Annotated in this window: 15 protein-coding genes; 7 read left to right on the top strand and 8 right to left on the bottom strand. The window is 69.9% G+C overall.

From position 1 onward, the window contains the following. Positions 1–128 precede the first annotated feature (128 nt). From ACFWGN_RS17765 to ACFWGN_RS17750, 4 genes are all read right to left on the bottom strand, one after another. The gene (locus ACFWGN_RS17765; RefSeq protein ID WP_191801027.1) at positions 129–1,043 is read right to left on the bottom strand and encodes a carbohydrate ABC transporter permease; all 915 of its coding nucleotides are present in this window, start codon (positions 1,041–1,043) and stop codon (positions 129–131) included. Beyond that, on the bottom strand, positions 1,040–1,945 hold the full coding sequence (locus ACFWGN_RS17760; protein WP_191801029.1) for a carbohydrate ABC transporter permease: 906 nt from the start codon (positions 1,943–1,945) through the stop codon (positions 1,040–1,042). The genes ACFWGN_RS17765 and ACFWGN_RS17760 overlap by 4 nt, the downstream gene beginning before the upstream one ends. Before the next feature lie 194 nt (positions 1,946–2,139). Further along, the gene (locus tag ACFWGN_RS17755; RefSeq protein WP_377618700.1) at positions 2,140–3,429 is read right to left on the bottom strand and encodes an ABC transporter substrate-binding protein; all 1,290 of its coding nucleotides are present in this window, start codon (positions 3,427–3,429) and stop codon (positions 2,140–2,142) included. Positions 3,430–3,911: 482 nt separating this feature from the next. Beyond that, on the bottom strand, positions 3,912–4,925 hold the full coding sequence (locus ACFWGN_RS17750; RefSeq protein ID WP_377618698.1) for a LacI family DNA-binding transcriptional regulator: 1,014 nt from the start codon (positions 4,923–4,925) through the stop codon (positions 3,912–3,914). Between the two features lie 402 nt (positions 4,926–5,327). On the opposite strand from ACFWGN_RS17750, the gene ACFWGN_RS17745 reads away from it, so the two are divergent. From ACFWGN_RS17745 to ACFWGN_RS17720, 6 genes are all read left to right on the top strand, one after another. After that, on the top strand, positions 5,328–8,570 hold the full coding sequence (locus ACFWGN_RS17745) for a GH92 family glycosyl hydrolase (RefSeq protein WP_377618696.1): 3,243 nt from the start codon (positions 5,328–5,330) through the stop codon (positions 8,568–8,570). A gap of 88 nt (positions 8,571–8,658) precedes the next feature. Then, positions 8,659–12,663 (top strand): discoidin domain-containing protein, encoded by a 4,005-nt coding sequence (locus ACFWGN_RS17740; protein WP_377618694.1) that lies wholly within the window; start codon positions 8,659–8,661, stop codon positions 12,661–12,663. A 67-nt stretch (positions 12,664–12,730) separates the two neighbouring features. Beyond that, positions 12,731–13,099 (top strand): ArsR/SmtB family transcription factor, encoded by a 369-nt coding sequence (locus ACFWGN_RS17735; RefSeq protein WP_377618692.1) that lies wholly within the window; start codon positions 12,731–12,733, stop codon positions 13,097–13,099. Positions 13,100–13,266: 167 nt separating this feature from the next. Beyond that, complete coding sequence (locus ACFWGN_RS17730) at positions 13,267–14,784, top strand: DUF1524 domain-containing protein (protein WP_377618690.1); 1,518 nt, start codon at positions 13,267–13,269, stop codon at positions 14,782–14,784. A gap of 76 nt (positions 14,785–14,860) precedes the next feature. Further along, on the top strand, positions 14,861–15,364 hold the full coding sequence (locus tag ACFWGN_RS17725) for a hypothetical protein (RefSeq protein WP_377618688.1): 504 nt from the start codon (positions 14,861–14,863) through the stop codon (positions 15,362–15,364). A 627-nt stretch (positions 15,365–15,991) separates the two neighbouring features. Then, a complete protein-coding gene (locus tag ACFWGN_RS17720) occupies positions 15,992–16,396 on the top strand; it encodes a hypothetical protein (RefSeq protein WP_377618686.1) in 405 nt (134 codons plus the stop codon). Positions 16,397–16,578: 182 nt separating this feature from the next. On the opposite strand, the gene ACFWGN_RS17715 is transcribed toward ACFWGN_RS17720, so the two are convergent. The 4 genes from ACFWGN_RS17715 to ACFWGN_RS17700 form a co-directional block, all read right to left on the bottom strand. Then, positions 16,579–17,547 (bottom strand): hypothetical protein, encoded by a 969-nt coding sequence (locus ACFWGN_RS17715; protein WP_377618684.1) that lies wholly within the window; start codon positions 17,545–17,547, stop codon positions 16,579–16,581. Between the two features lie 30 nt (positions 17,548–17,577). Beyond that, on the bottom strand, positions 17,578–18,648 hold the full coding sequence (locus ACFWGN_RS17710; protein ID WP_377618682.1) for a DNA methyltransferase: 1,071 nt from the start codon (positions 18,646–18,648) through the stop codon (positions 17,578–17,580). A 103-nt stretch (positions 18,649–18,751) separates the two neighbouring features. After that, entirely contained in the window at positions 18,752–19,531 is a 780-nt protein-coding gene (locus ACFWGN_RS17705) for an inositol monophosphatase family protein (protein ID WP_377618706.1), read from the bottom strand. Continuing rightward, a complete protein-coding gene (locus ACFWGN_RS17700; protein ID WP_377618680.1) occupies positions 19,515–20,417 on the bottom strand; it encodes a DUF5919 domain-containing protein in 903 nt (300 codons plus the stop codon). The genes ACFWGN_RS17705 and ACFWGN_RS17700 overlap by 17 nt, the downstream gene beginning before the upstream one ends. 136 nt (positions 20,418–20,553) lie before the next feature. Here ACFWGN_RS17700 and ACFWGN_RS17695 point away from each other — a divergent pair, with 136 nt between their 5' ends. After that, positions 20,554–20,979, top strand: a complete 426-nt coding sequence (locus tag ACFWGN_RS17695) for a plasmid replication, integration and excision activator (protein WP_377618678.1) — start codon at positions 20,554–20,556, stop codon at positions 20,977–20,979. Positions 20,980–20,993: the final 14 nt, after the last annotated feature.

The following is a 20,993-nucleotide window of genomic DNA, read 5'->3' as shown; positions in this document are numbered from 1 at the left end:
TTTCTTGCCCCGCCTCCCACTCACATAAACCCCTTCGCATGCGCCGGCCGCGTCAGAGGTGTATACCCGCCCGCGGTGCCCCGGCCCCCCCCCCCGGCCCCCGCACGGGGCGGGCCGGCAGCCGGACGTCAGCCCTTCACGGAGCCGGACATGAGCCCGCCCATGAAGTACTTGCCGAGCAGGATGTAGACGATGAGCGTCGGGAGCGAGGCGAACAGGGCCCCCGCCATCGAGACGCCGTAGTTCTGCAGCAGGGCGCCGTTCGCGAGGTTGTTGAGCGCGAGCGTGACCGGGCCGTTCTGGCTCGAGGAGAAGAACACCGCGAAGAGGAAGTCGTTCCACGCCGAGGTGAACTGCCAGATGAGCACGACCACGAAGCTCGGGATCGAGATCGGCAGGACGATCGACCAGTACGTGCGGAGCATGCCCGCGCCGTCGACGCGCGCGGCCTCGATGAGCTCGTTCGGCACGGTCTGGTAGTAGTTGCGGAAGATCAGGGTCGTGATCGGCAGGCCGTAGATCACGTGCAGCAGGATCAGCGTCGGGATGCCGCTCGGCAGGTTGAGGTCCTGGACCAGCTGGTTGAGCGGGATGATCACCGCCTGGTACGGGATGAACATGCCGAACAGGATGAGCGTGAAGACGAGGTTCGCCCCGCGGAAGGTCCAGCGCGAGAGCACGAACCCGTTGAGCGACCCGAGGAACGCCGCGATGATCGCCGAGGGGATCACCATCTGCAGCGTGCGCAGGATCGCCGGCGACAGCGCGGTCCAGGCCGCCTGCCAGTTCTCCGTGGTCCACACCTGGGGCAGGTTCCACGCGCGGCTCGGGGCCGCGTCACCGGCCCCCTTGAAGCTCGTCACGAACAGGACGTAGACGGGCACGAGGACGATCAGCACGAACAGGATGAGGATCGCGTAGCGCAGCGTGCGCCCCAGGGAGAAGCGCTGGACGGGCTTCTTCTGCCGGCGCGAGCCTGCCGCACCGGAGCCCGATCCCGAGCCGGGGGTCTGCGCCTCGACGGGCGTGGCGACGGCGGTCATCGGATCTTCTCCTTGCGGTTCAGGGAGATCAGGTAGGGCACGATCACGAAGGCCACGATGACCAGCAGGATCGCGCCGACGGCCGCAGCGTTCGCGTAGTCGAAGCTGGACTTGAAGACGTACATGTCGACGGCCGGAACCTTGGTCTGGTAGTTCGAGGGCTTGGAGATCGACATGATGAGGTCGAACGCCTTGAGGGACATGTGGCCCACGATGATGAGGGCCGAGAGGGCGATCGGCGTGAGCTGCGGGAACAGCACGTGGCGGTAGAGCTTCCACTCGTTGGCGCCGTCCATGCGGGCCGCCTCGCGCAGCTCGTCCGGGATCCCGCGGAAGCCCGCGAGGAACAGTGCCATGACATAGCCGGAGAGCTGCCAGATCGCGGGGATCGCGATGGCGGCGATACCGAACGTGACGTTGTTCCACCAGTTGTTCTGGAGGGCGTCCAGACCGATCATCTGGAACAGCCGGTTGAGGCCGCTCGCGTTCTCCCCCTGGTTGGAGTTGAGGAGCCAGCGCCACACGACGCCCGAGGCGACGAACGAGACCGCCATGGGGAACAGGTAGACGGCGCGGAAGAACCCCTCGCCCTTGATGGGCTTGTCGAGGAGCCAGGCCCAGACGAAGCCGACGACCATGGTGCCGACCAGGAAGACCACGGTGTAGATCAGGAGGTTCATCAGCGAGTGCTGGAACTCCGGGCTCGCGAGCAGGTCGAGGTAGTTCTGGAAGCCGACCCGCGAGACGGGGGCCTGCCCCGTGGACTGCGCGGCCTTGTGCATGTCCGTGGTCGAGGTGGAGAAGTTGATCCCGATGAGGCCGTAGACGAAGACCCCCACCAAGATCAGTGACGGGGCGACGAGGAGCAGTGGCGGGCCCCATCGTCGAGCGGACTGGATCACCGGTGATCCTCCCAAGGTGTGGGCACCTCCCGACGGCTCTCACGGCGCACAGAGGTGCGACGGGGCCCTGCCGGTGACGGTGCGTAGGAAACGAGCTGCGGGTACGGCGGGGTGGGGCGGGCCGTCCGGGGCCCGTCGCGGAGCTGCGCGAGCAGCTCCGCGACGGACGACCCCGGTCGACCGGTCAGGCGTCCTTACTCGGCGGCAGCGGCGGCCAGGTCGGCCTGGTACTGCGCGAGGTCGGAAGCACCCGAGGTGAACTTGCTCGTCGCGTCCGAGATGCCGTTCAGAACGGCGATCGAGGCAGCCGCACCGTGAGCGAGCGAGGGGACGATCGTGTCCTCCGCGAAGGACGTGATGGCGGTCTGCTGGTACTCCGAGAAGTCAGCAGGGTTCGCGTCGGTACGGGCCGGGATGGAGCCCTTGGCCTTGTTGAACGCCGTCTGGCCCTCGAGGCTGGACACGGTCTCGATCCAGGCCTTGGCGCCGTCGGGGTTCTTCGCACCCACGGGGAGCGTGAACGAGTCGGCGAGGAAGCCGAACATGCCGTCCGTCCCGGGGACCGGGAAGTACGTGAAGTCGGCACCGGCGGTCTTGCCGGCCTCTTCGAACGCGGCCACGGCCCAGTCGCCCATGACGTTGAACGCTGCCTGGCCGTCCATGACGAGCTGCGTCGCCTCGGGCCAGTCCAGACCGTCACGGTCGGTGTTGGTGTAGCTCATGAGCTTCTGGAAGTCCTCGAGAGCTGCCGTGACCTCGGGGCTCTCCCAGTCGGTCGAACCGTCCCACAGGCCGTTGTAGGCCTCGGCGCCCAGGTCGGCCATGAGAACCGTCTCGAGCAGGTTGACCTGGGTCCAGGTCGTGGCGACCGAGAGCGGGGTCTTGCCCGTGGCCTTGACGGCGTCGAGGGCGACGAACCAGTCGTCCATGGACTCGTACGTGGCGGCCGGGTCGAGGCCGGCCTCGGTCAGCACGGCCGGGTTGGCCCAGACCATGTTGGAGCGGTGGATGTTGGAGGGCATCGAGTAGATCTTGCCGTCCACCGTGAGGAGGTCGATCAGGTCCTCGGGGAAGACGTCCTTGACGCCGTACTGGTCGTACAGGTCCGAGATGTCCTCGAGCTGCGCGGCGTCGATGTAGTCCGTGAGCTCCTTGCCGGCGTGGGCCTGGAACGTGTCCGGCGGGTCGTTGGCCTGGAGCCGGGTCTGGAGGAGGTCCTTCGCGGCCGAGCCGGCGCCACCGGCGACCGCGCCGTTCTCGAAGGTGAAGTCGGGGTGCTGCTCGTCGAAGACCGTGACGAGGGCGTCGAGCCCTGCCTTCTCCGAACCGGCTGCCCACCAGGTGAAGACCTCGACGTTGCCGCCCGAGGCGGCGTCGGTGCCACCCCCGGTCGAGTCGTTGCCGGAGTCTCCGCTGCAAGCTGCGAGGGCCAGGAGGGCAGCGGTGCCCACCAGTGCCCCAGCGACACGCAATCCGTTACGCATGGGATCCTACTTTCGTGTTGACAGCGCTGTCAGGAACAGGACGAACGTACGGCGGCCCGACGCCACTTGTCAAAGAACTGCGCCGAATCGTTACCTGGGGGAGACCTCAGGGCGGCCCGAAGAGGACGACGGCGACAAAGCGGCCTCCCCCACGAACCCCGACATCCCGCGGTTCCTCACGGCCGGAGGGGCGCCGGGCAGGCTCCGCGGATCACCCGGTGGCACCCTGACTCCCGACGGCACGGGTCACGCTGGGCGAATCCACGTTGCGCTGGGCGGGACCCAGTCCCGCTCAGCCGACACCGCCGCGCACGACCTCCACCGGGCACCTGGGCGTGCGTGCGCCGCGGACGCGGGGTCCTGCGGGCACGAGAGCTGGCAGCGGTGCCGCGGGGAGCGCCCCAGCACCGCGCGGACGTCCTGCAGGAGCACGGATCGCCCGGCGCCCCGAAGATCGAGACGTCATCGCCGACGGGCGCGCGTCAGCCGACCGCCGGCACGTCCTCCAGGGGCGTCGCCAGGGCGATCTCGCCCGACCCGCGCGGGATCAGGACGGTGGGCACGACGCGCAGGTGCGCGGGCTCCCCTGGGGACTCGATGCGCGCCACGGCGAGCCGTGCGGCCTCCTGGCCCATCGCGGAGACCTCGTAGCCGACGACGCTGACCTCGAGGATGTCGGCGAGCTCGAAGTCGTCGAACCCGACGAGCGCGACGTCTCGCCGTGCGCCGCGCGCCGCGGGGTGCAGCGCCCGGAGCGCCCCCTGGGTGATCTTGTTGTTCGCCGTCAGGATCGCGGTGGGCGGCTCGTCGAGCGCGAGAAGCTCCTCGACCGCGAGGCGGGCCGTCTCGGCGTCGTGCAGCCCGTCGCGCACGTAGCGTTCGGGATCCTCGATGCCCGCGTCCCGCAGGGCGTTGACGAAACCCTCCCGACGTTCCCGGAACGTCCAGAGCCGCGGCAAGTCCCCCGCGAGCGCGATCCTGCGGTGCCCCTGGTCGACGAGGTGGCGGGCGGCGGCCGCGGCCCCGGCCCGGTTGTCGAGCACCACGGTGTCCGCGTCGATCCCGCCCGGCGGGCGGTCGAGGAAGACGATCGGCACGCCGTCGGCGAGCTCGGAACGCAGGTACGAGTGGTCGTCCGCAGTCGGGGCGATGAAGAGCGCGGCGACCCGCCGCTCGATGAGCGCGTCGATCAGCTCGCGCTCACGATCCGCGTCCTCGTCGGAGCTCGCGGTGATGAGCTGGAGCCCGTGCTTGCGCAGCTCGCGCTCGATCCCGCTCGCGAGGTCCGAGTAGAACGGGTTGGCGATGTCACCGGTGACGAAGCCGACGAGCCGGGAGACGCCTCCGCGCGCGAGGTCCGCCGCCACGGCGTTGCGACGGAAGCCGAGCGCGTCGGCCGCCGCCCGGACCTTGAGCCGGGTGGGCTCGGAGACGCTCGGTTCGTTGTTGAGCACGCGAGAAGCGGTCTTGAGACTCACTCCAGCGGACTCGGCCACCGCCGCGAGGGTCGGGCGACCTCCACCGCGTGCAGCTCGGCCGTCCTTGGCCACCACATCCACCCCCGCACGATCGACTGGCGGGATTCTTCCACACCCCAGCGCGTCCCGGCCCGGAGCGCCACCTGACCGACTCGTCGCAACGAGGGGCTGGTCAGGACGACCCCGGTGTGTATAGGGTGAGTATACCCGACCATGACAGCGCTGTCAAGTCGAGACGAGCACACAGACAGGACAGCGGACCAGCCCGCCGCCCAACCCGCGGCGACAGACCCGACGCCCGCCCGACCCTCGCCCCACCTGCCCCACCCCGAACCTGCCCGACGGCGCCGCGCACCCCACGCGCGACGCCGCTCCCGGGCGCGCCCCGGGGTGTGCGGCACCCCCGAGAGGACACGTCCCTTGCCCGTCCCAGCCTCCCCCTCCCGCACCCGCGGCCGTCTGCCCGCGCTGGTCGCGGCGGCGGCCCTCGTCACAGGCCTCGGCCTCACGGCCCCGAGCACCGCCACGGCCCAGCCCTCCGCCGGCGCCGATCTCGTGCACCTCGACCCCTTCGCTGCCGTCGACCCCTGGATCGGTACCGCCGAGGACTTCTCCCAGAACAAGGGGAACGCGGCGTACGGCAACACCTGGCCGGGCGCGACGGTGCCCTTCGGCATGGTCCAGTCGAGCCCCACGACCTTCCGCACCCGCGACGGCGACATGCGGGGCGGCTACGAGTACAGCGCCGACAAGATCCGGGGGTTCGGCATGAACCGGCTGTCCGGGACGGGTTGCGTCAACCGCAACGGCGCGTTCGACTTTCCCGTCCTGCCCTACGCGGGCCCCCTCACCTCCCAGGGCGCTCTCCCGTCCTCCCCCGGCACCGACGTCAAGCCCTACTACCTCGCGTTCGACCACGCGGACGAGGTCGGCGAACCCGGGTACTACTCGGTCGACCTCGCGAACGGCGTGTCCACCGAGCTCACCGCGACGACCCGTACCGCGATCAGCCGCTTCGACTTCCCCGCGGACGCCGACTCGTCGACCCTGATCTTCAACACCACGGGGTCGAACAACAGCGTCTTCGGCAGCGGGGTGACCATCGAGGGCAGCACGATCTCCGGCTGGGTCGAGACCGCACCGGTCTGCGAGGGCGGCGGGCGCTACAAGGCCTACTACTCGGCGACGTTCGACCAGCCGATCGTCTCGTCCGGCACCTGGACCGGCGGGGACGTCACGGTCGGCTCGACCAGCGCGTCCGCACAGAAGCGGCACGGCGCGGGCGTCTTCGTGACCTTCCCCGACGGGGCCGAGGTCACGGTCAAGGCAGGCCTGTCCTACGTAAGCATCGAGAACGCCGCGGAGAACGCCACCACGGAGGCGGCCCACGTGACGTTCGACGAGGCGCGCGCATCGGCGGAGACCACCTGGCGCGACGCCCTGAGCACGATCGACGTCGCGGGGGGCACCGAGGCCGAGCAGGTGACCCTCTACACGGCGCTCTACCACTCGCTGCTGCACCCGAACACCTACGACGACGTCAACGGCGAGTACTTCGGCTACGACGGCACGGTCCGCCAGGTGGACCCCGGGCGTCACCACTACGCGACGTACTCCGGCTGGGACATGTACCGCGGCCAGGCACAGCTCGTCGCGATGCTCTTCCCCGACGTCGCCTCCGACATCAACCAGTCGATCGTCGACCTGGTGGACCAGTCGGGCTACTGGCCCAACTGGCCGCACCTCGGCGTGGCGCAGCAGAAGATGAGCGGAGACTCCCTGCCGACCGTCCTCTCGGTCATCGACGCGTTCGGCAGCACCGACTACGACCGCGAGGCGGCGCTCACGCACCTCGTCTCCTCGCAGGTCCTGCCTCTCGACCCCGCACGGAACAAGCGCGACAACGGGTACCAGTTCGCGGGCCTCGGGTTCGTCGAGAACGCGAAGAACGCCGTCTCGACCTCGACGACGCTCGAGTACGCGACCAACGACTTCTCGATCGCCCAGCTCGCCCAGCGCCTGGGCGACGACGCGGCGTACGACCGGTTCATGCAGCGCGCCCAGAACTGGCAGAACGTGTTCGACCCGGTCACCCGCGAGATCCGTCCCCGCGGTCGCAACGGCTTCGACCGCGGGTTCAACCTCGGCGAGCGGGGCAACCAGTTCGACCAGGCCACCGGCTACCAGTACGGCTGGGCCGTCCCGCAGAACATGAGCACGCTCATCGCCAAGCGTGGCGGGGTCGAGAAGGTCACGGCCGATCTCGACAAGCACCTCACGCGGCTCGACGCAGGCGTCTACAACACCCCGTACGCCTACATGAGCAACCAGCCCAGCACCTCGACGCCCTCGGTCTACCACTGGCTCCAGCAGCCCGCGAAGACGACGGACGCCCTGGACCGCGCTCGGGCCGAGCTCTTCACGACCGCTCCCACGGGCGTTCCCGGCAACGACGACCTGGGCTCGCTCTCGTCCTGGTTCGTCTGGTCCAACCTCGGCCTCTACCCGGCGATCTTCGGTCGCGCCGAGCTGCTCGTGTCGTCGCCCACGTTCGACCAGGTCACCATCACGAGCCGGGTCTCCGACGGTGCGCCCCGGGTCATCTCCGTCACGGCGCCCGGCGCGTCGAGCGGTTCGCGCTACGTGGACTCCCTCCGGGTCGACGGCGCCACGTCCTCGGCGTCGTGGCTCCCGGAGTCCTTCACCCGGCAGGGCGGCACGCTCGACCTGACCATGCGCTCGACCCCGGGCACCTGGGGCACCGGGGAGGCCGACGTCCCGCCGTCGTTCACCGACGGGAGCGACGTCTTCAACAACATCGGCACGACGACGGACGGCAAGGGAGCGACGGGGTCGATCGACGCGTCCGACAACACCCTGTCCCGCGCCGACCTCGCCTCCGCCGGCGCGACTCCCGGCGCTCGCCTCCCCCTGGGCACGACGGGAGTCACCTACACGTGGCCGGATGCCGCGCCCGGAGCGCCCGACAACTGGATCCCCCACGGCCAGAGCGTCCCGATGGGCGTCCGTGTCGAGAAGATCTCGTTCCTCGGCCTGGCCACCAACGGGCCGGCCAAGGGCACGGCGACGGTCGTCTACACCGACGGCACCCGGCAGGACGTCCAGGTCGAGCTGACGGACTGGACCCCGGGGACCTCCTACCAGTTCGGCAACGTCCCGGTCGTGACCACGACGGGTCGCAACAAGGCCAACGGCACCAAGGACACGACCCAGGCCAAGGTCTTCGGCACCGTGCCGGTGTCGGTCGACCCGGCCCGCACGATCGAGTCGGTGATCCTGCCGCAGGGGACCGACAAGGGCGTGATGCACCTGTTCGCGGTCGGCACCTCCGAGCCGATCGTCGACCGGGGGGTCGAGGTCGCCTCGAGCGCCAGGTCGCAGTGCACGGGCCGGACCGGGGCCGTCGTGGTCCGCGTGGTCAACGACGACTCGGTCCCCCTCGACGTCGTCGTGGCGACGCCGTGGGGCACCAAGACCTTCTCGCAGGTCGCTCCCGGAAAGTCTGCCGCGCAGACCTTCTCGACCCGGTCCGCCGACGTCGAGGCCGGGAGCGCCACCGTGACCGCGCGTCCGAGCGACGCGCAGGACGTGCGCCAGACCGTCGCCGACGTCGGGTACGCGGCGGTGACCTGCGGACAGTGAGCACGACCCCTGGGGGCGGGAACACCCTCCCGCCCCCAGGACCTCCGCCCCTCGGATGCGTCGACGACGACGCAGGAAGCAGCCGACCATGCACCGCACGCCCCTCCTCCCCCGGGCGGACCGCGCTCCCGGGCCACGGCCCTCGCGCCGGCCCGGTCGACGCGCGCTCCGGACCGCCGTCGTCGCCCTGACCTCGGGCTCTCTCCTCCTCGCGGGCCTCACGACCACGGCATCCGCGACCGGGGTGCCGGCGACCATCGACCAGAGCGCAGCGTCCGCCGCGACCACCCCGGCCTACGGCGCCCCCGACGAGACGGCCGCCAAGTACTACGAGGCGCTGCTCCGCCACACCCGGTGGGTCGAGTCGGTCTACGACCCTGCCGCTGGCGTCTACCAGCTCAAGGACATGAACTTCGCCGTCGTGCTCGGCAACGCCGTGCTCGTGACCCAGGGAGAGTACGACGCCGAGCTCGCCGGCATCTCGCGCGCGGACCTCAAGGCGCACACGCTCTCGACGATCACGCACTACGCGGCGTCGAACCGCCTCGTGAACCCCCAGGGCACCTGGGGGCGCAAGCTGTTCTGGGAGTCGACCTTCCAGTCGTACTTCCTCGCCGCGGGCCGCCTCCTGTGGGACGACCTCGACGCGACGACGCGCGCGAACCTCACGAAGATCGCGACCGAGCAGTCGCGCTACACGGCCGACCTGGACTTCGCCCAGGACCCGCTGTCGGGCAGCTGGAACGCCCACTGGCCCACGGGCGGGTACAAGGGCGACACCGCGCAGGAGGAGGTCGGCGTCTACACGCAGGCCCTCGCTCCAGGCCTCGCCTGGGCGCCCGACGACCCCGACGCCGAACGCTGGGCCGACCAGCTCGCGACCTGGGGGCGCAACGCCGCGGGCCAGCCGACGGCCGACAGGAACAACCCCGCGGTCGTGGCGGGCGCTCCCGTCTCGGACAACACGATGCAGAACGTCTACGACACCTACATCGTGGAGAACCACGGGTCGTTCGGCCCGCACTACCAGTCGGACGTGTGGCGCTCGGGGGCGCGCAACGCGATCCACTTCCTCCTGGCCGGCGAGCCCGTCCCGGAGATCCTGCTCGCGCAACCCAACTCCGCGGAGCTGTGGCGGTCCATCCAGCTCGTCATGTCGGAGCAGGGCGAGCCGTTCATGCCCATGGTCAACGACCGCGAGTTCCTCTACGGCCGTGACGTCCTGCCCGTGGCGTTCCTCGGCCAGGTCCTGCGCGACCCCGACGCGGCCCGCGCCGAGGCGAGCCTCGCGGACGCCCTCGCGGACTACCAGATGTACGCACCGGTCTACCGCCTGACGAAGTTCTCGGGCGAGGCCAAGTACGAGCCCGAGGCGCGCGCCGAGATCGCGATCTCCTACCTCCTGCACGTCGCGAGCGCCGAGTCACCCGAGGGTCCGGTCACCCCGACCCCCTCCGACGAGCTCTTCGAGCGTCTCGCGGGAGTCCGTGACTTCGGCGCGGGACCGGGACTCGTCGTCCAGCAGTCGGCGAACGCCTGGGCCGGCGCGGTCAGCCGTCAGGGCTTCGTCAAGTTCCCCTGGGTCCCCGAGCAGGACTCGTGGCTCTTCCACCTCTCCGGCAGCTCCCCCTTCCTCTACCCGAGCGCCTCGGCTCAGGTGAGCGCCCGGTCGGTCGACGTCTCGACCGCCGCGAGGGACGGGTTCGACGGGACCGCCTCGGTCTTCCGGATCGGCGACGGGTACGCGGGCCAGGTGACGCTCCCGACCGGGTCGGCGGTCTACGCCTCGACGGGCGCAGGCCCCACCGACGGGACCGTGACCGTCCGCAACCTCGACATGGGCGGGTACGACGGGCTCGACGGGTCGCGCACCTACACGACGTCCGACGGAGAGGTCACCGCGGCCAACCCCGTCGTCCCGGCCGTCGACCCGGCCGACGCCAACGCCGCACGCGTCGACGACCTGGCGCTGAGTCAGGTCCAGGCCCGCTACGTGCGGATGAAGGGCATCCGCGGCAACGCGACGTACGGCTACTCGATGTACGCGTTCCACGCCTACGGCCCGGACGGGACGGTCGACCTGGCCGCGAGGAAGCCCGCGACCGCGTCGAGCCAGGACACCGAGGGCGGCCGCACGGCCGTACGCGTCACGGACGGCAGCCCCACGACCCGGTGGGCGGTCTCCAAGGCCGACCGCACGCGCCCCGACTCGTGGGTCCAGGTGGACCTGGGCGCGGAGACGACGCTGGCCTCGGTGCGCCTGGCGTGGGAGGTCTCGGCCGGCGCCGAGTACACCGTGGAGACCTCGCTCGACGGCACGACCTGGACCGTCGCGTCCCGCTACGGGAAGTCGGCCCAGGACGCGAACGTCGCGCGCCTCGACACCGTGGACCTCACGGCGGCGGACGGCTCCTCCTCCGCCCCCGCCCGGTTCGTCCGCATGCAGGGCGTCCGCGGCAACGCCGACTACGGGTACTCGCTCTACCACCTGCGCGCGTTCGGTCCGCTGGGGGCGACGAACCTCGCGGCGGGCAGGCCCGCGACCGCGTCGAGCGCCGACGACGGCAAGCCCGCGACCGCGGTCACGGACGGCAAGGCCGACACCCGCTGGGCCGTCTCGCGCACCGACCGCACCCGGCCCGACTCCTGGGTGCAGGTCGACCTCGGCACCGTCCAGGACGTGTCCCGGGTCGAGCTGGGCTGGGAGGCGTCGGCCGGTGACGTGTACGTGATCCAGACCTCGACCGACGGCACGACCTGGCACGACGCCGGGCGGCACGAGGAGAAGGGCGACGAGGTCCTGCGCTCGCAGGGCGGCTGGATCAACATCGAGGGCAAGGGCGGGTTCGTGGTCCGCGGCACGGACGCCCCGTTGACCGTCTCCCGCTCGGGCGACACCAAGCACGTCGTGCGCCTGGCCGACGGTGCCACGGGCCCCCGGCTCGTCGAGGCCGTGGTCGGCGACGCGGCGGCGACCGCTCAGCAGGCCGCGCGCGCCGTCCCGACGAGCAGCTCGCCCGGGACGCTCGTGAGCGCTCTGGACGGCTACCTGTCGGTCTTCAACCTCACCGGCGCGCCGGTCACCACGACGGTCACGGTGGCCCACGACGGCCCGACCGCGGCCCTGTACCCGGGCACGCAGCGCGTGACGGCTGCCGGTTCCCAGGTCGAGGTGAGCGTCCCGGCCGGCAGCGCGGTCGTCCTGGCACCCCGCGCGACGCTCGACGTCTCGCAGGTCAGCGGGTCGTTCGACGCCGACGTCACCGACGCGCGCACCGTGGTCCTCACGTCGGCCGTACCCGTCTCGCTCGTCCTCCGCAACGTCGAGACGGGCGACACCCGCGAGGTCGCGGTCCCGGGCAAGGCGTCGCCCACGACGCTCCGCTTCCGGGGAGCGACCCCGTTCCCCGTCGCGGACCACGCCCTGAGCACCCTCACGTTCCCGGCGTCGGTGCTCCCGTCGGGCATGACGTCACCGTCGTTCGCGGTCGACGGCGACGCGTCGACCGCCTGGTCGCCGGGTTCCGCCGAGGGGCGCATGGTCACCGACCTCGGTGCCCCGCAGGAGGTCGGGCGGGTCGTCACGCGCTGGGACGGGGACGCCCCTGCGGCCACGGTCTCGGTCAGCGACGACGGTCTGACGTTCACGGACGTCGGCCGGATCGAGGGTGGATCCGCCCGCGGCTCGCTCGAGATCGGAGCGACCACGCGCTACGTCGCCCTGACCGTCGACGGTTGGGCCGCGGGCGGGCCGGGGCTCTCGAGCCTCCAGGCCCTCGCCCCGGGGGCCGCCGACCCGGAGCTCGCGACCGACCTGTCGATCGGCACGACGGCCACCACGAGGTGTACGGCCGGGGTCCAGTACCTGTCGGTCCGCGTCGTGAACGGCGAGCCGGTCCCGCTCGACGTGGTCGTACGGACGCCCGCGGGCACCAAGACGTTCGTCGGGGTCGCACCGGGACGGTCCGCGTCCCAGACCTTCCGGGTACGCGACGCTGCCGACGCCACCGGGGTCGTCGAGACCACCGCCTCAGGGGCCGACGGCGGCAGCACCGTCGTCGAGTCCCCCTTCCAGCCGGCCACCTGCGGGTAGCCCATCGCCGCCGCCGCGTCGCCCGTCCCCCCGGGCGGCGCGGCGGCCCCACCCCGAGGAGAAGCCCATGTCGCGCTACGCCTACGTCCCCGACCCGGAGAACGACGCGGTCCAGTCCGTCATCGACGAGCTCACGAGCCCGTTGACCCGCGCAGTGCTCCGGCAGCTCACCGTCCACGGCGGGCTCATGAGCGGTCAGCTGGCCCTTGCGACGGGGGCCCACCAGCAGTCGGTCCTGCACGTCCTGGGCCGGCTCGAACGGCACGGCCTGGTCCGCGCGGACCAGCCGCGAGAGTCCCGCCAGGGACGACGCGTGCGGTACTCCGCGGACGTCGAGAAGGTCGACCGGATGCTCGCCACGCTCCGCAGGTACCTGCTGGCACCGGGGCCGGCGGCCTCGGCGCACGGGCCGGTCCAGGTGTCGACCTCGGCCTGAGCGTCGGCGACGCGCGTCCGGGTGGGACGGCCTCCCGGGTGGGCTCCGCCGTCGGGCCTGAACGGATTCGTCGCCGCGCTCTTCCCTCGGCTAATCTTCGATCGCCCTGCCGGTCCAGGACGCCGCCGGAGGGTTGCTCGCAGGCGGCCAGAGCAGCAGGAGGCCTGATGGGTCGAACCGCCTCCGGGTGGTACCCGGATCCTTCGGCCGCCGGCACCGAGCGGTGGTTCGACGGCGACCGCTGGTCCCAGCACACGCGCCCCACCGTTCTGCCCGCGAGCACGCAGCGCCTGCCCCTCGGGGTCGGCGCGGCGCTCCCCCGCGAGGACCAGCCCGTGACCCCGTTCGGCGAGGTCAGGCCGTCGGTCGAGGAGCAGCCCGCCGCGTTCGCACCGCTCTCCTCGGTCCGCGCGCTGCCCCCTGTGCCCCCTCCCCCGGCAGGGCCCGTGACGTCGGCGCACTCCCCGGACCCGCGCAAGTCCAGCCCGACGGCGCAGCGCACCCGGGCGCGTCGGCCCGCCCCCCAGCGGGGCCTCCTCTCACGGCCCGCGCTCTGGGTCGGGGCCGCCGTGCTGGTCGTCGCGATCACCGGCAGCGCCGCTGCCCTCTCGGGGCAGGGCGACGATCCGCCACCGTCGGCCGTGGTCGCCAGGCCCTCGACCGCCCCGGTCCCGGTCGAGGACCCGCCCGAGGACAGCACCCCGGACTACATCGAGGTCGCGAACTCGGCCGTCCTCGAGCTCGAGTCCCTCGACATCGCGACCGTGACGGCGGCCGCGCCGTCGCAGAGCGCCCTCGCGACGGTCGCGCTCCTCGTGGTCGGCGAGCCGAACCCTGTCACGGGGTACTCGTCCGACGCGTTCGGCAAGCGCTTCGCGGACACCGACGGCAACGGGTGCGACACACGCAACGACGCGCTCGGGCGTGCCCTGTCCGGCGTGTCCTTCAAGCCCGGGACACGAGACTGCGTGGTCCTGACGGGGCTCCTCACCGACCCGTACAGCGGCAAGGACGTCGCGTTCGAGCGTGGCCCGATGTCGTCGGGCGCCGTCCAGGTGGACCATGTCGTGCCGCTGACCGACGCCTGGCGCCACGGCGCGCAGTCCTGGGACGCGTCGCGCCGCGAGGCGCTCGCCAACGACCCGCTCAACCTCCTCGTGGTGGACGGCACCCTCAACCAGCAGAAGGGCGACGGCAGCGCCTCGGCCTGGCTGCCGCCCGACGAGTCGTTCCGCTGCGCGTACGTCGCCCGCCAGGTCGCGGTGAAGTACACGTACGGCCTGCGGGTCTCGGCCACCGAGCAGGCGGCCATGGTCGCAGTCCTGGCGACGTGCCCCGCCGAACCGCTCCCCGCCGGGTCCACGCTCCCTCCGCCCCGCGACCCCGTCCTCCCCGAGCCGGTCAAGCCCAAGCCCAAGCCGACCCCGACGCCCGAGGCGCCGCCGGTCGCGGCCGAGCCCGCGCCTCCGGTGACGCCGGCACCGGCACCGGCACCGACTCCGACCACCCGGCCCGTCCCGGAGGACTGCAAGGTCAAGGGGCTGTACGTCCGCCCGACCGACGGTGCCACGAACGTCTACTACGTGCGGGGCGAGGAGTGGAACTTCAAGGAGGTCGTGGCCGACGTGTGCTTCGACAACCGCAAGGAGGCAGAGGCCGCGGGGTTCAAGCGGGCCTGGTGGTGACCTGAGGATCGGCGAGCCGTCGCACGCTCCCTCAATTGCCTTGCCGCCGTCGCGCCGGTTCGGGTGCACTGATCCGATGGACACCACCCTACGGGAGCTCTTCCCCGACTTCACCGTGGTCGAGCGCCTCGACACCTCACCCGAGGTCCTCGACCACGCGGGGATCATGAGCGGACCGTGGACGGCCGCGTCCTGGATCCGCGCCACGGACGTCAGGAGCAGCTCCGACCTGCTAGCGGACACCTCGTCCGGGGTGCGCACCGCGGTCAAACTCGAGCAGTACAAGGCCACGGCCAAGGTCGGCTTCACGCAACTCGGTGTCGCGGACCATTGGCCGCATACGCCGCCCCGCTCGACAACGGGTGCACCTGGCGATGGTCTCGGACGGCGCCGCCATCGCGGTCTACGCGTACGGTACGCAGGTCTCGACCGTGCCGGGAGGGCGACGCTCGGGCTGGCCCAGCTTGGACGGCTGACCGAGACACCAGCGAAAAGCACGAAGGCCAGGAACCTTGCGGTTCCTGGCCTTCGTGTTCTGTGCGCCCGGAGGGATTCGAACCCCCAACCTTCTGATCCGTAGGAACACGCTGGCGGGCTCTCCCGCAGGATTCCGCGGTTCCCTTCGCGGGGTTCGCCCGGGAAACTGGCCCTCGGGCGGGGAGTTCGCGTCGTTTGGCGGGGAGGACGGCGGGGAGCCGAGCGGCGGCTTTCAGTGGGCACACTCGGAGGCGCCGTACCGATAGCGGAGCACAAGAGGCTGTCGGAGGCCTGGGTCAAGGGTGGCCGTAGGCCATCGCGAAGCGACGCCGCAGGCGCCCTGGACGCGGGGCGGAGACGGCCGGATGCTCGGCTGTCGGTGCGGAGCCGGATGGCACGACGACGGTGTCGGCAACCAGTGACGACGTGAGGGCGGTCCCGGAATGACACGGGACCGCCCTTCGTCGTGGCGGCTGGACGGGTGGGCCTGCGACGCGGGGTGCGCGCAGCGAGCTTGCGAGCGGAGCGCGGGGTCCTGCGGCGCCGGCGCACCCGGGAGGCCGCCCGCGCGGCGAAGCCGCGCGCTTGAGTCAGTAGGGAAAGTTCTCACCCAATTACCGCTACCTGGGACGGAGTCCGGATGCGCCCGGGCACGCAAGACACGGATAGCATGGGTGAACTTCGGCCCGATCGTCGTCTCCTGTCCAGGGACACTGGTTGGATGTGGGGCATGAAACGCCTGTCTATCCCTGTAGTAGCTATAGGTCTCGTGCTCGCGCTGAGCGGGTGCTCAAACGCAAGCGCGGAAGATGAGACCGCGTGCCTCTTGTTCGCTGACGCGAACAACCGCTTAAACCGAGAGATCAACTTGTGGCTCGCCGATGGGCGTCCGGCAGACGGTCGGGACGCGGCGAAGGCAGAGGGCCTCCTGCTGCCTGGTCGAGTCGCAGAGGCCGCCGAGCGTGCGACCGGCGAACTTGCGATCCTCCTGCGGGACGCCGCCGACTACTCGATGCTAAACGCGGACGGACAGAACGAGGACGCAGGTGTCGCGTACTTGCTGACGGAGACGAGCATCTACGACAAGTGCGAAGAGCTCGGCATCGGACTTGAGATCGTCGAGATGGACGCATAGGGCGCCTGCCTAAGTGAGATCTTCGAATGCTTTGCCGTTGCCAGACCCAAACTCGCGGCGCGACCAATCGAGCGGTCTGTCCTGGCTAGAGACCGTGCTCCGCGTTGGGCTCGATGCCAGGTTTCACAAACCAAGTCACTGGGTCGACGCCCGAAGCAAGTAGGTGGGCTACGAGCGCTACTTCACTCGTCCGTGACGCCAAACGCCTTCGCGATCTGCAACACGGCTGTGGCCACGTCCTGCGCCTGACCTTCACCCTTGACGCCGCGTGTCCGCAGGCGGGCCTCCAACTGGCGAACGATCTCCTCCGGCTCCGCACGATCAGAGTGCGTCTTTAGGAAGGTGACCCATGACGAGGCAGGAATACCTAGCACCTCGAAGGCCATGGACGACGTAATGAACTCGTCCATGAGCGGCTTCGCACGAGGCAGGCGTCCGTAGTTGTCGCCACCGTCACTCGCTGGGACCGCAGACACAAGATCGGCCTTCGCGGGATATGGCGTTGCATCGGGCGGATAGGTAACGCTCGCGTCCGACGTGGTCCTCCGGATGTGTTGCCACCAGTGGTCGCGGTACTCAGCTGCATAGCGCGCTGATTCGACCCATGGCGTAGTTACCTCGGGCACGCCGGACACCGCGTTCGACAAGTACCAGGGGACGACGCAGACAAGATCGTGAGGGGCGCACGCTGCGGGTGCGACCTTGTACCGCAGCGACGGGACACCCTCCTTGGCAAACAAGTACCAGCCCTTCAACTCGATACCAAGGATTGTGTCGGCGGTGCCGCTGCGCCGAGTCGTTAGGCGAACATCGGGGAAAGACTGCGAGGAACGCTCGAATGTGTAGTCCGACCAGCGCTTGTCCGGGTCCCAGAGCTCCCGCAGTCCGTTGAGGGTCCGCACCACCTCTACCTCGATACCCGCACCCAGTAGCGTGTTGAGGGCGAACAAGTCAGTCGCGGCGATCCCGCCGAAAGCGTTTGGGAAGTCGAAGTGAGAGGAGAGCGCGAGCAGCGCGGCCTCGACTCCGAGGCGGAGGTCGGTCATTGGATCGTCGGGGTCCAGGTACGGACGCTCCGGCGCTTCAACGGGCAGGACGACCTGCACCGTCACGTCGTCCGAGGCCACGGCTTCATCGCTGGTATCGCTCATGAACTACAAAGTACCCGCTCGCCGTCCCGTCTACTGTCCTGTGTCACTCGGGCGCTCCGCCCCGCCAGCCAGAGAGACCTGCTCTGCGTTGGCGTCGGCGTCAGCTGCTGCGATCTCCAGGCGCTCTCGGCCGACGCGTGCGAACTCTGCGTCCAGCTCGGAGACGTACGCGCGACGTCCGAGTGCAACAGCGGCGACAGAACCTGAAGCGAGGCCGCCGAACGGCTCCCAGACGACGTCGCCCGGCTGGGACGATGCCGCGATCAGACGCTCCATGAGGTCGAGTGGCTTCTGGTTGAGGTGTGCCGCACTGGTCCCGGTCGGCTTATAGACCCGCGGCGCTGCCCGACGCATTGACCCCTTCAAGCGCTCGGAGTCGTGCAGGGACGGGCGCTGCCAAACGTTGGTGAGGGCATGTTGGTGGTTCCAGACTCGACGTAGGCCGTCCCACTCCTTGGCGATAGGCACGGTGAGCCCGTCGATCGAGAAGTAAGGTCGGTCCGCTACGCGGCCGTGCTCGGTGCAGTAGGCAGCCATCCGCTCCACCATCTCGCCGGGCGGAAAATAGAAGAGCCAGTCCTTGGTGAGGTACTTGCGAGTGGCAGCATTCTTCACGCCGCAAGCCTCATTGGACTTGTACAGCGGCAGGCCTGATCGTTGCCACTCGTGGCGAAGCCATTCCTGCACTTGCATCGGCCCTATGTCCGATTCGAGCACTAGGTCACGCTCGTACAGCACCACGACTTCAGAGACAACCGGGAGCCGACGGATCGTCCGACCATTGACGTTTCCCGCGACGTGGCTGATGCCCTTGTCCCACGTGACCGTCTGCACGTAGCGCCACCCGTTGGCTTCCAACACAGGGTGGACGTTCGCCCAGCCGACCTCGGTGTTCCAGAACCACAGGGTGGTGCTCGGCTTGGCAGCAGCTGACCATGCCTCGATGTGGAGACGATACCAATCAACGAGCCCTTCAGGACCGACCGTATCGCCATGGAACCCCCGCACGCCGTAGGCGCCGTCGCTCATGATGACATCGGGCCCCGGCCAGGCCGGGTACGAGTCGAGGGCGTTGCCGTGGACATGCTCGAAGGGGCTCATGGCGCTACGTTATCGCAGGTCGGAGACAGGGTCCGAATTTCTGGCGGCGTTTCGCGGCCGCTCGTTCAGGGCCTCCGCGGCGCCACGGAGGGCAGGCAGGGGGTCACTCCTGAGTTGAACCAAGCACGGCTAGAGCGGCGCCGCTTACACCCGGTGCCGTCGCAAGCAGGTCGCGCCCACTCAAGGTGTATGGGCCGCCATCGATGTGCGTGACCAACGCCCCCGCGGCACGCGCTAGTGCGATGCCCGCTGCAACGTCCCAAGCGCGGTTAGCGTCGATGAGGACCGCGTCGAGGCGGCCAGCCGCCAGCCATGCCAGGTCCGTCGCGGCTGAGCCGAGCATCCGAACGCGACCGACTGAGGTAGCGAGGCTACTCAGCATCGCGAGGCGCCGCGCGTTCTTGACACCACTGGCGGGGCCACTGGCGAAGTCGCCAAAGGAGACAATCGCGTCGCGGAGATCCGATGTATCCGCTACCCGGATGGGCTGCAGGTTGAGCAGAGCGCCGCCATTGCGTGTGACATACCGCTCACCGTGGGCGGGGAGAGCGATGGACCCAAACACCGGCATATCGCCGTCGATCAGCGCGAGCGACACACCGTAGTTCGGCAAGCCACGCGAGAAGTTCGTGGTCCCGTCGATGGGGTCGAGACACCAGTACTGCTCGCGATCACCGGTATGACCTCGCTCTTCACCGAGGAAGCCGATGTCAGGGGTCTCACGGGCGAGCAGCTCCCGCACGGCGTCCTCGATGGCAAAGTCTGTGGCCGTAGCGAAGTCACGGTCCGTCTTGTACACGCGCTCCCCGGTCTCACCCTCACCAAGTAGCGAGAGCGCGAGGTCGATCGCCGCGTCAGCCGCCCGCTCAGTTGCTGACAACATCTGCACGCTCCCAGGTCTCGTCGAAGATCGCCTCGAAGATCGGGAAGAGTCCGTGTGGGTGCGCGTCGTCGGCCTCGATCAGGAAGGTGGGTGCGTCCAGTCCGCGAAGGCGCGGCAAGTACGGCTGCACTAGGGCGCGGGCTCCGTCGAAGCGGGCAATATTGAACCGCACGGGCTCGTCGTAGGTGCGGACTTGTACGCGCCCCCTGGCCTCGGACGACAGCCGCTTGCGAAGACGTGCGACGGCCAACATGTTCGCGCGGGTGAGCTCCGCCAAGTGCCCAGCCGGCTGCTCCTCTTCAACCTCCCGTGCCGCTGTGGCCGCGCCGTTCGGGTCAAGGAACAGGCACCGCAGAGCCAGACCGTTCTCGACAAGCTCCGCGAGCGTCACGTCGGAAACTCCCTGACAGAGCGCGTTGAGGCTCAGTCCCATCGCGTCGACATGCTCCGACGTCGCGAGCGTCCGCAGAATCGGCATCGCCGCCTGCGCTTCCGACCTGGTCGGAAAGACCCCTCGTACGTCGCGTGTGGAGAACGTCGCGTCGTCGGTTGGCGGGGCCAGGCGCTCGTACACGAGCTTCTCGAGTCGCTGGAGAGCGCCGCGCAGTTCCGCGACATCACCAGCCCCCTCCCCTTCCACCTCTGGTGCGAGCCCAAGCCGGGCGTCGAGTGACAGTCCGTAGAGAGACGCAGCGGCGAGGACAACGTCTGCCGGGGGCCGCGCGCGTCCCTTGATCCAGTTGCTGACCGCCGACTCCGAGTACGTGCCCGACTCAGGACCGACGTCGGCCGAACGCAACGCCAGGGCGAGTGCCGCCCCGCCTCCGGCCGCTCGCCGGGCATGGTCAAGCACCTCTCGCACCACTGTGTCCCATGTCGTACTCACGTTCTCGATTCTCGCACGAATCGCCTGACATGCGAGACGCATGGCCTCAATCGCTTGACAGGCGACTCGTGCGAGTGTGTAGTTGATCGCAGGAGCAGCGATCTACGCGCTCCACATGCGAATGGAGTTGGTTGAAGTGGCAATCGCCAAGCGTTTCCCCGTTGCCCACGGGCTCGTCTTCCCGAACGGCGCGTTCATGCACGGACTCGTCGAGCCCGTCGCGGACTTCCAGGCTGAGAAGCGCGCGGACGGCTCGCGTCCCCAGCAGCGAGACAAGGAGAGCGGCCTGCCGATGTGGCAGTGCACGGTCATCGACGCCGACGCCGACGCCGGTCGACGCGAGATCGGGGTCTCGGTCAAGTTCGCCGCTGAGGTTCAGCCGGTGCCGCCGAAGAACACCTCGCCCCTGCCGTGGACTCCGGTGGAGTTCGTGGGCCTCACGGCGCTCCCGTACGTCGACGACGCGGGGAGCCGGCCCCGGATCGCGTGGTCCTTCCGCGCACAGGGCTTTGTCGCTCCGGGGCAGGCCGGCAAGGCGTCCGACGCGAAGGACGCGGCCTGATGTCTGCACCGATC

Origin of the sequence: Oerskovia sp. NPDC060338, from assembly GCF_042726295.1 — a bacterium.
GTDB classification, from domain to species: domain Bacteria; phylum Actinomycetota; class Actinomycetes; order Actinomycetales; family Cellulomonadaceae; genus Oerskovia; species Oerskovia merdavium.
Note: the sequence above shows the minus strand (reverse complement) of the source record. Positions and strands in the feature narration are given on the sequence as shown.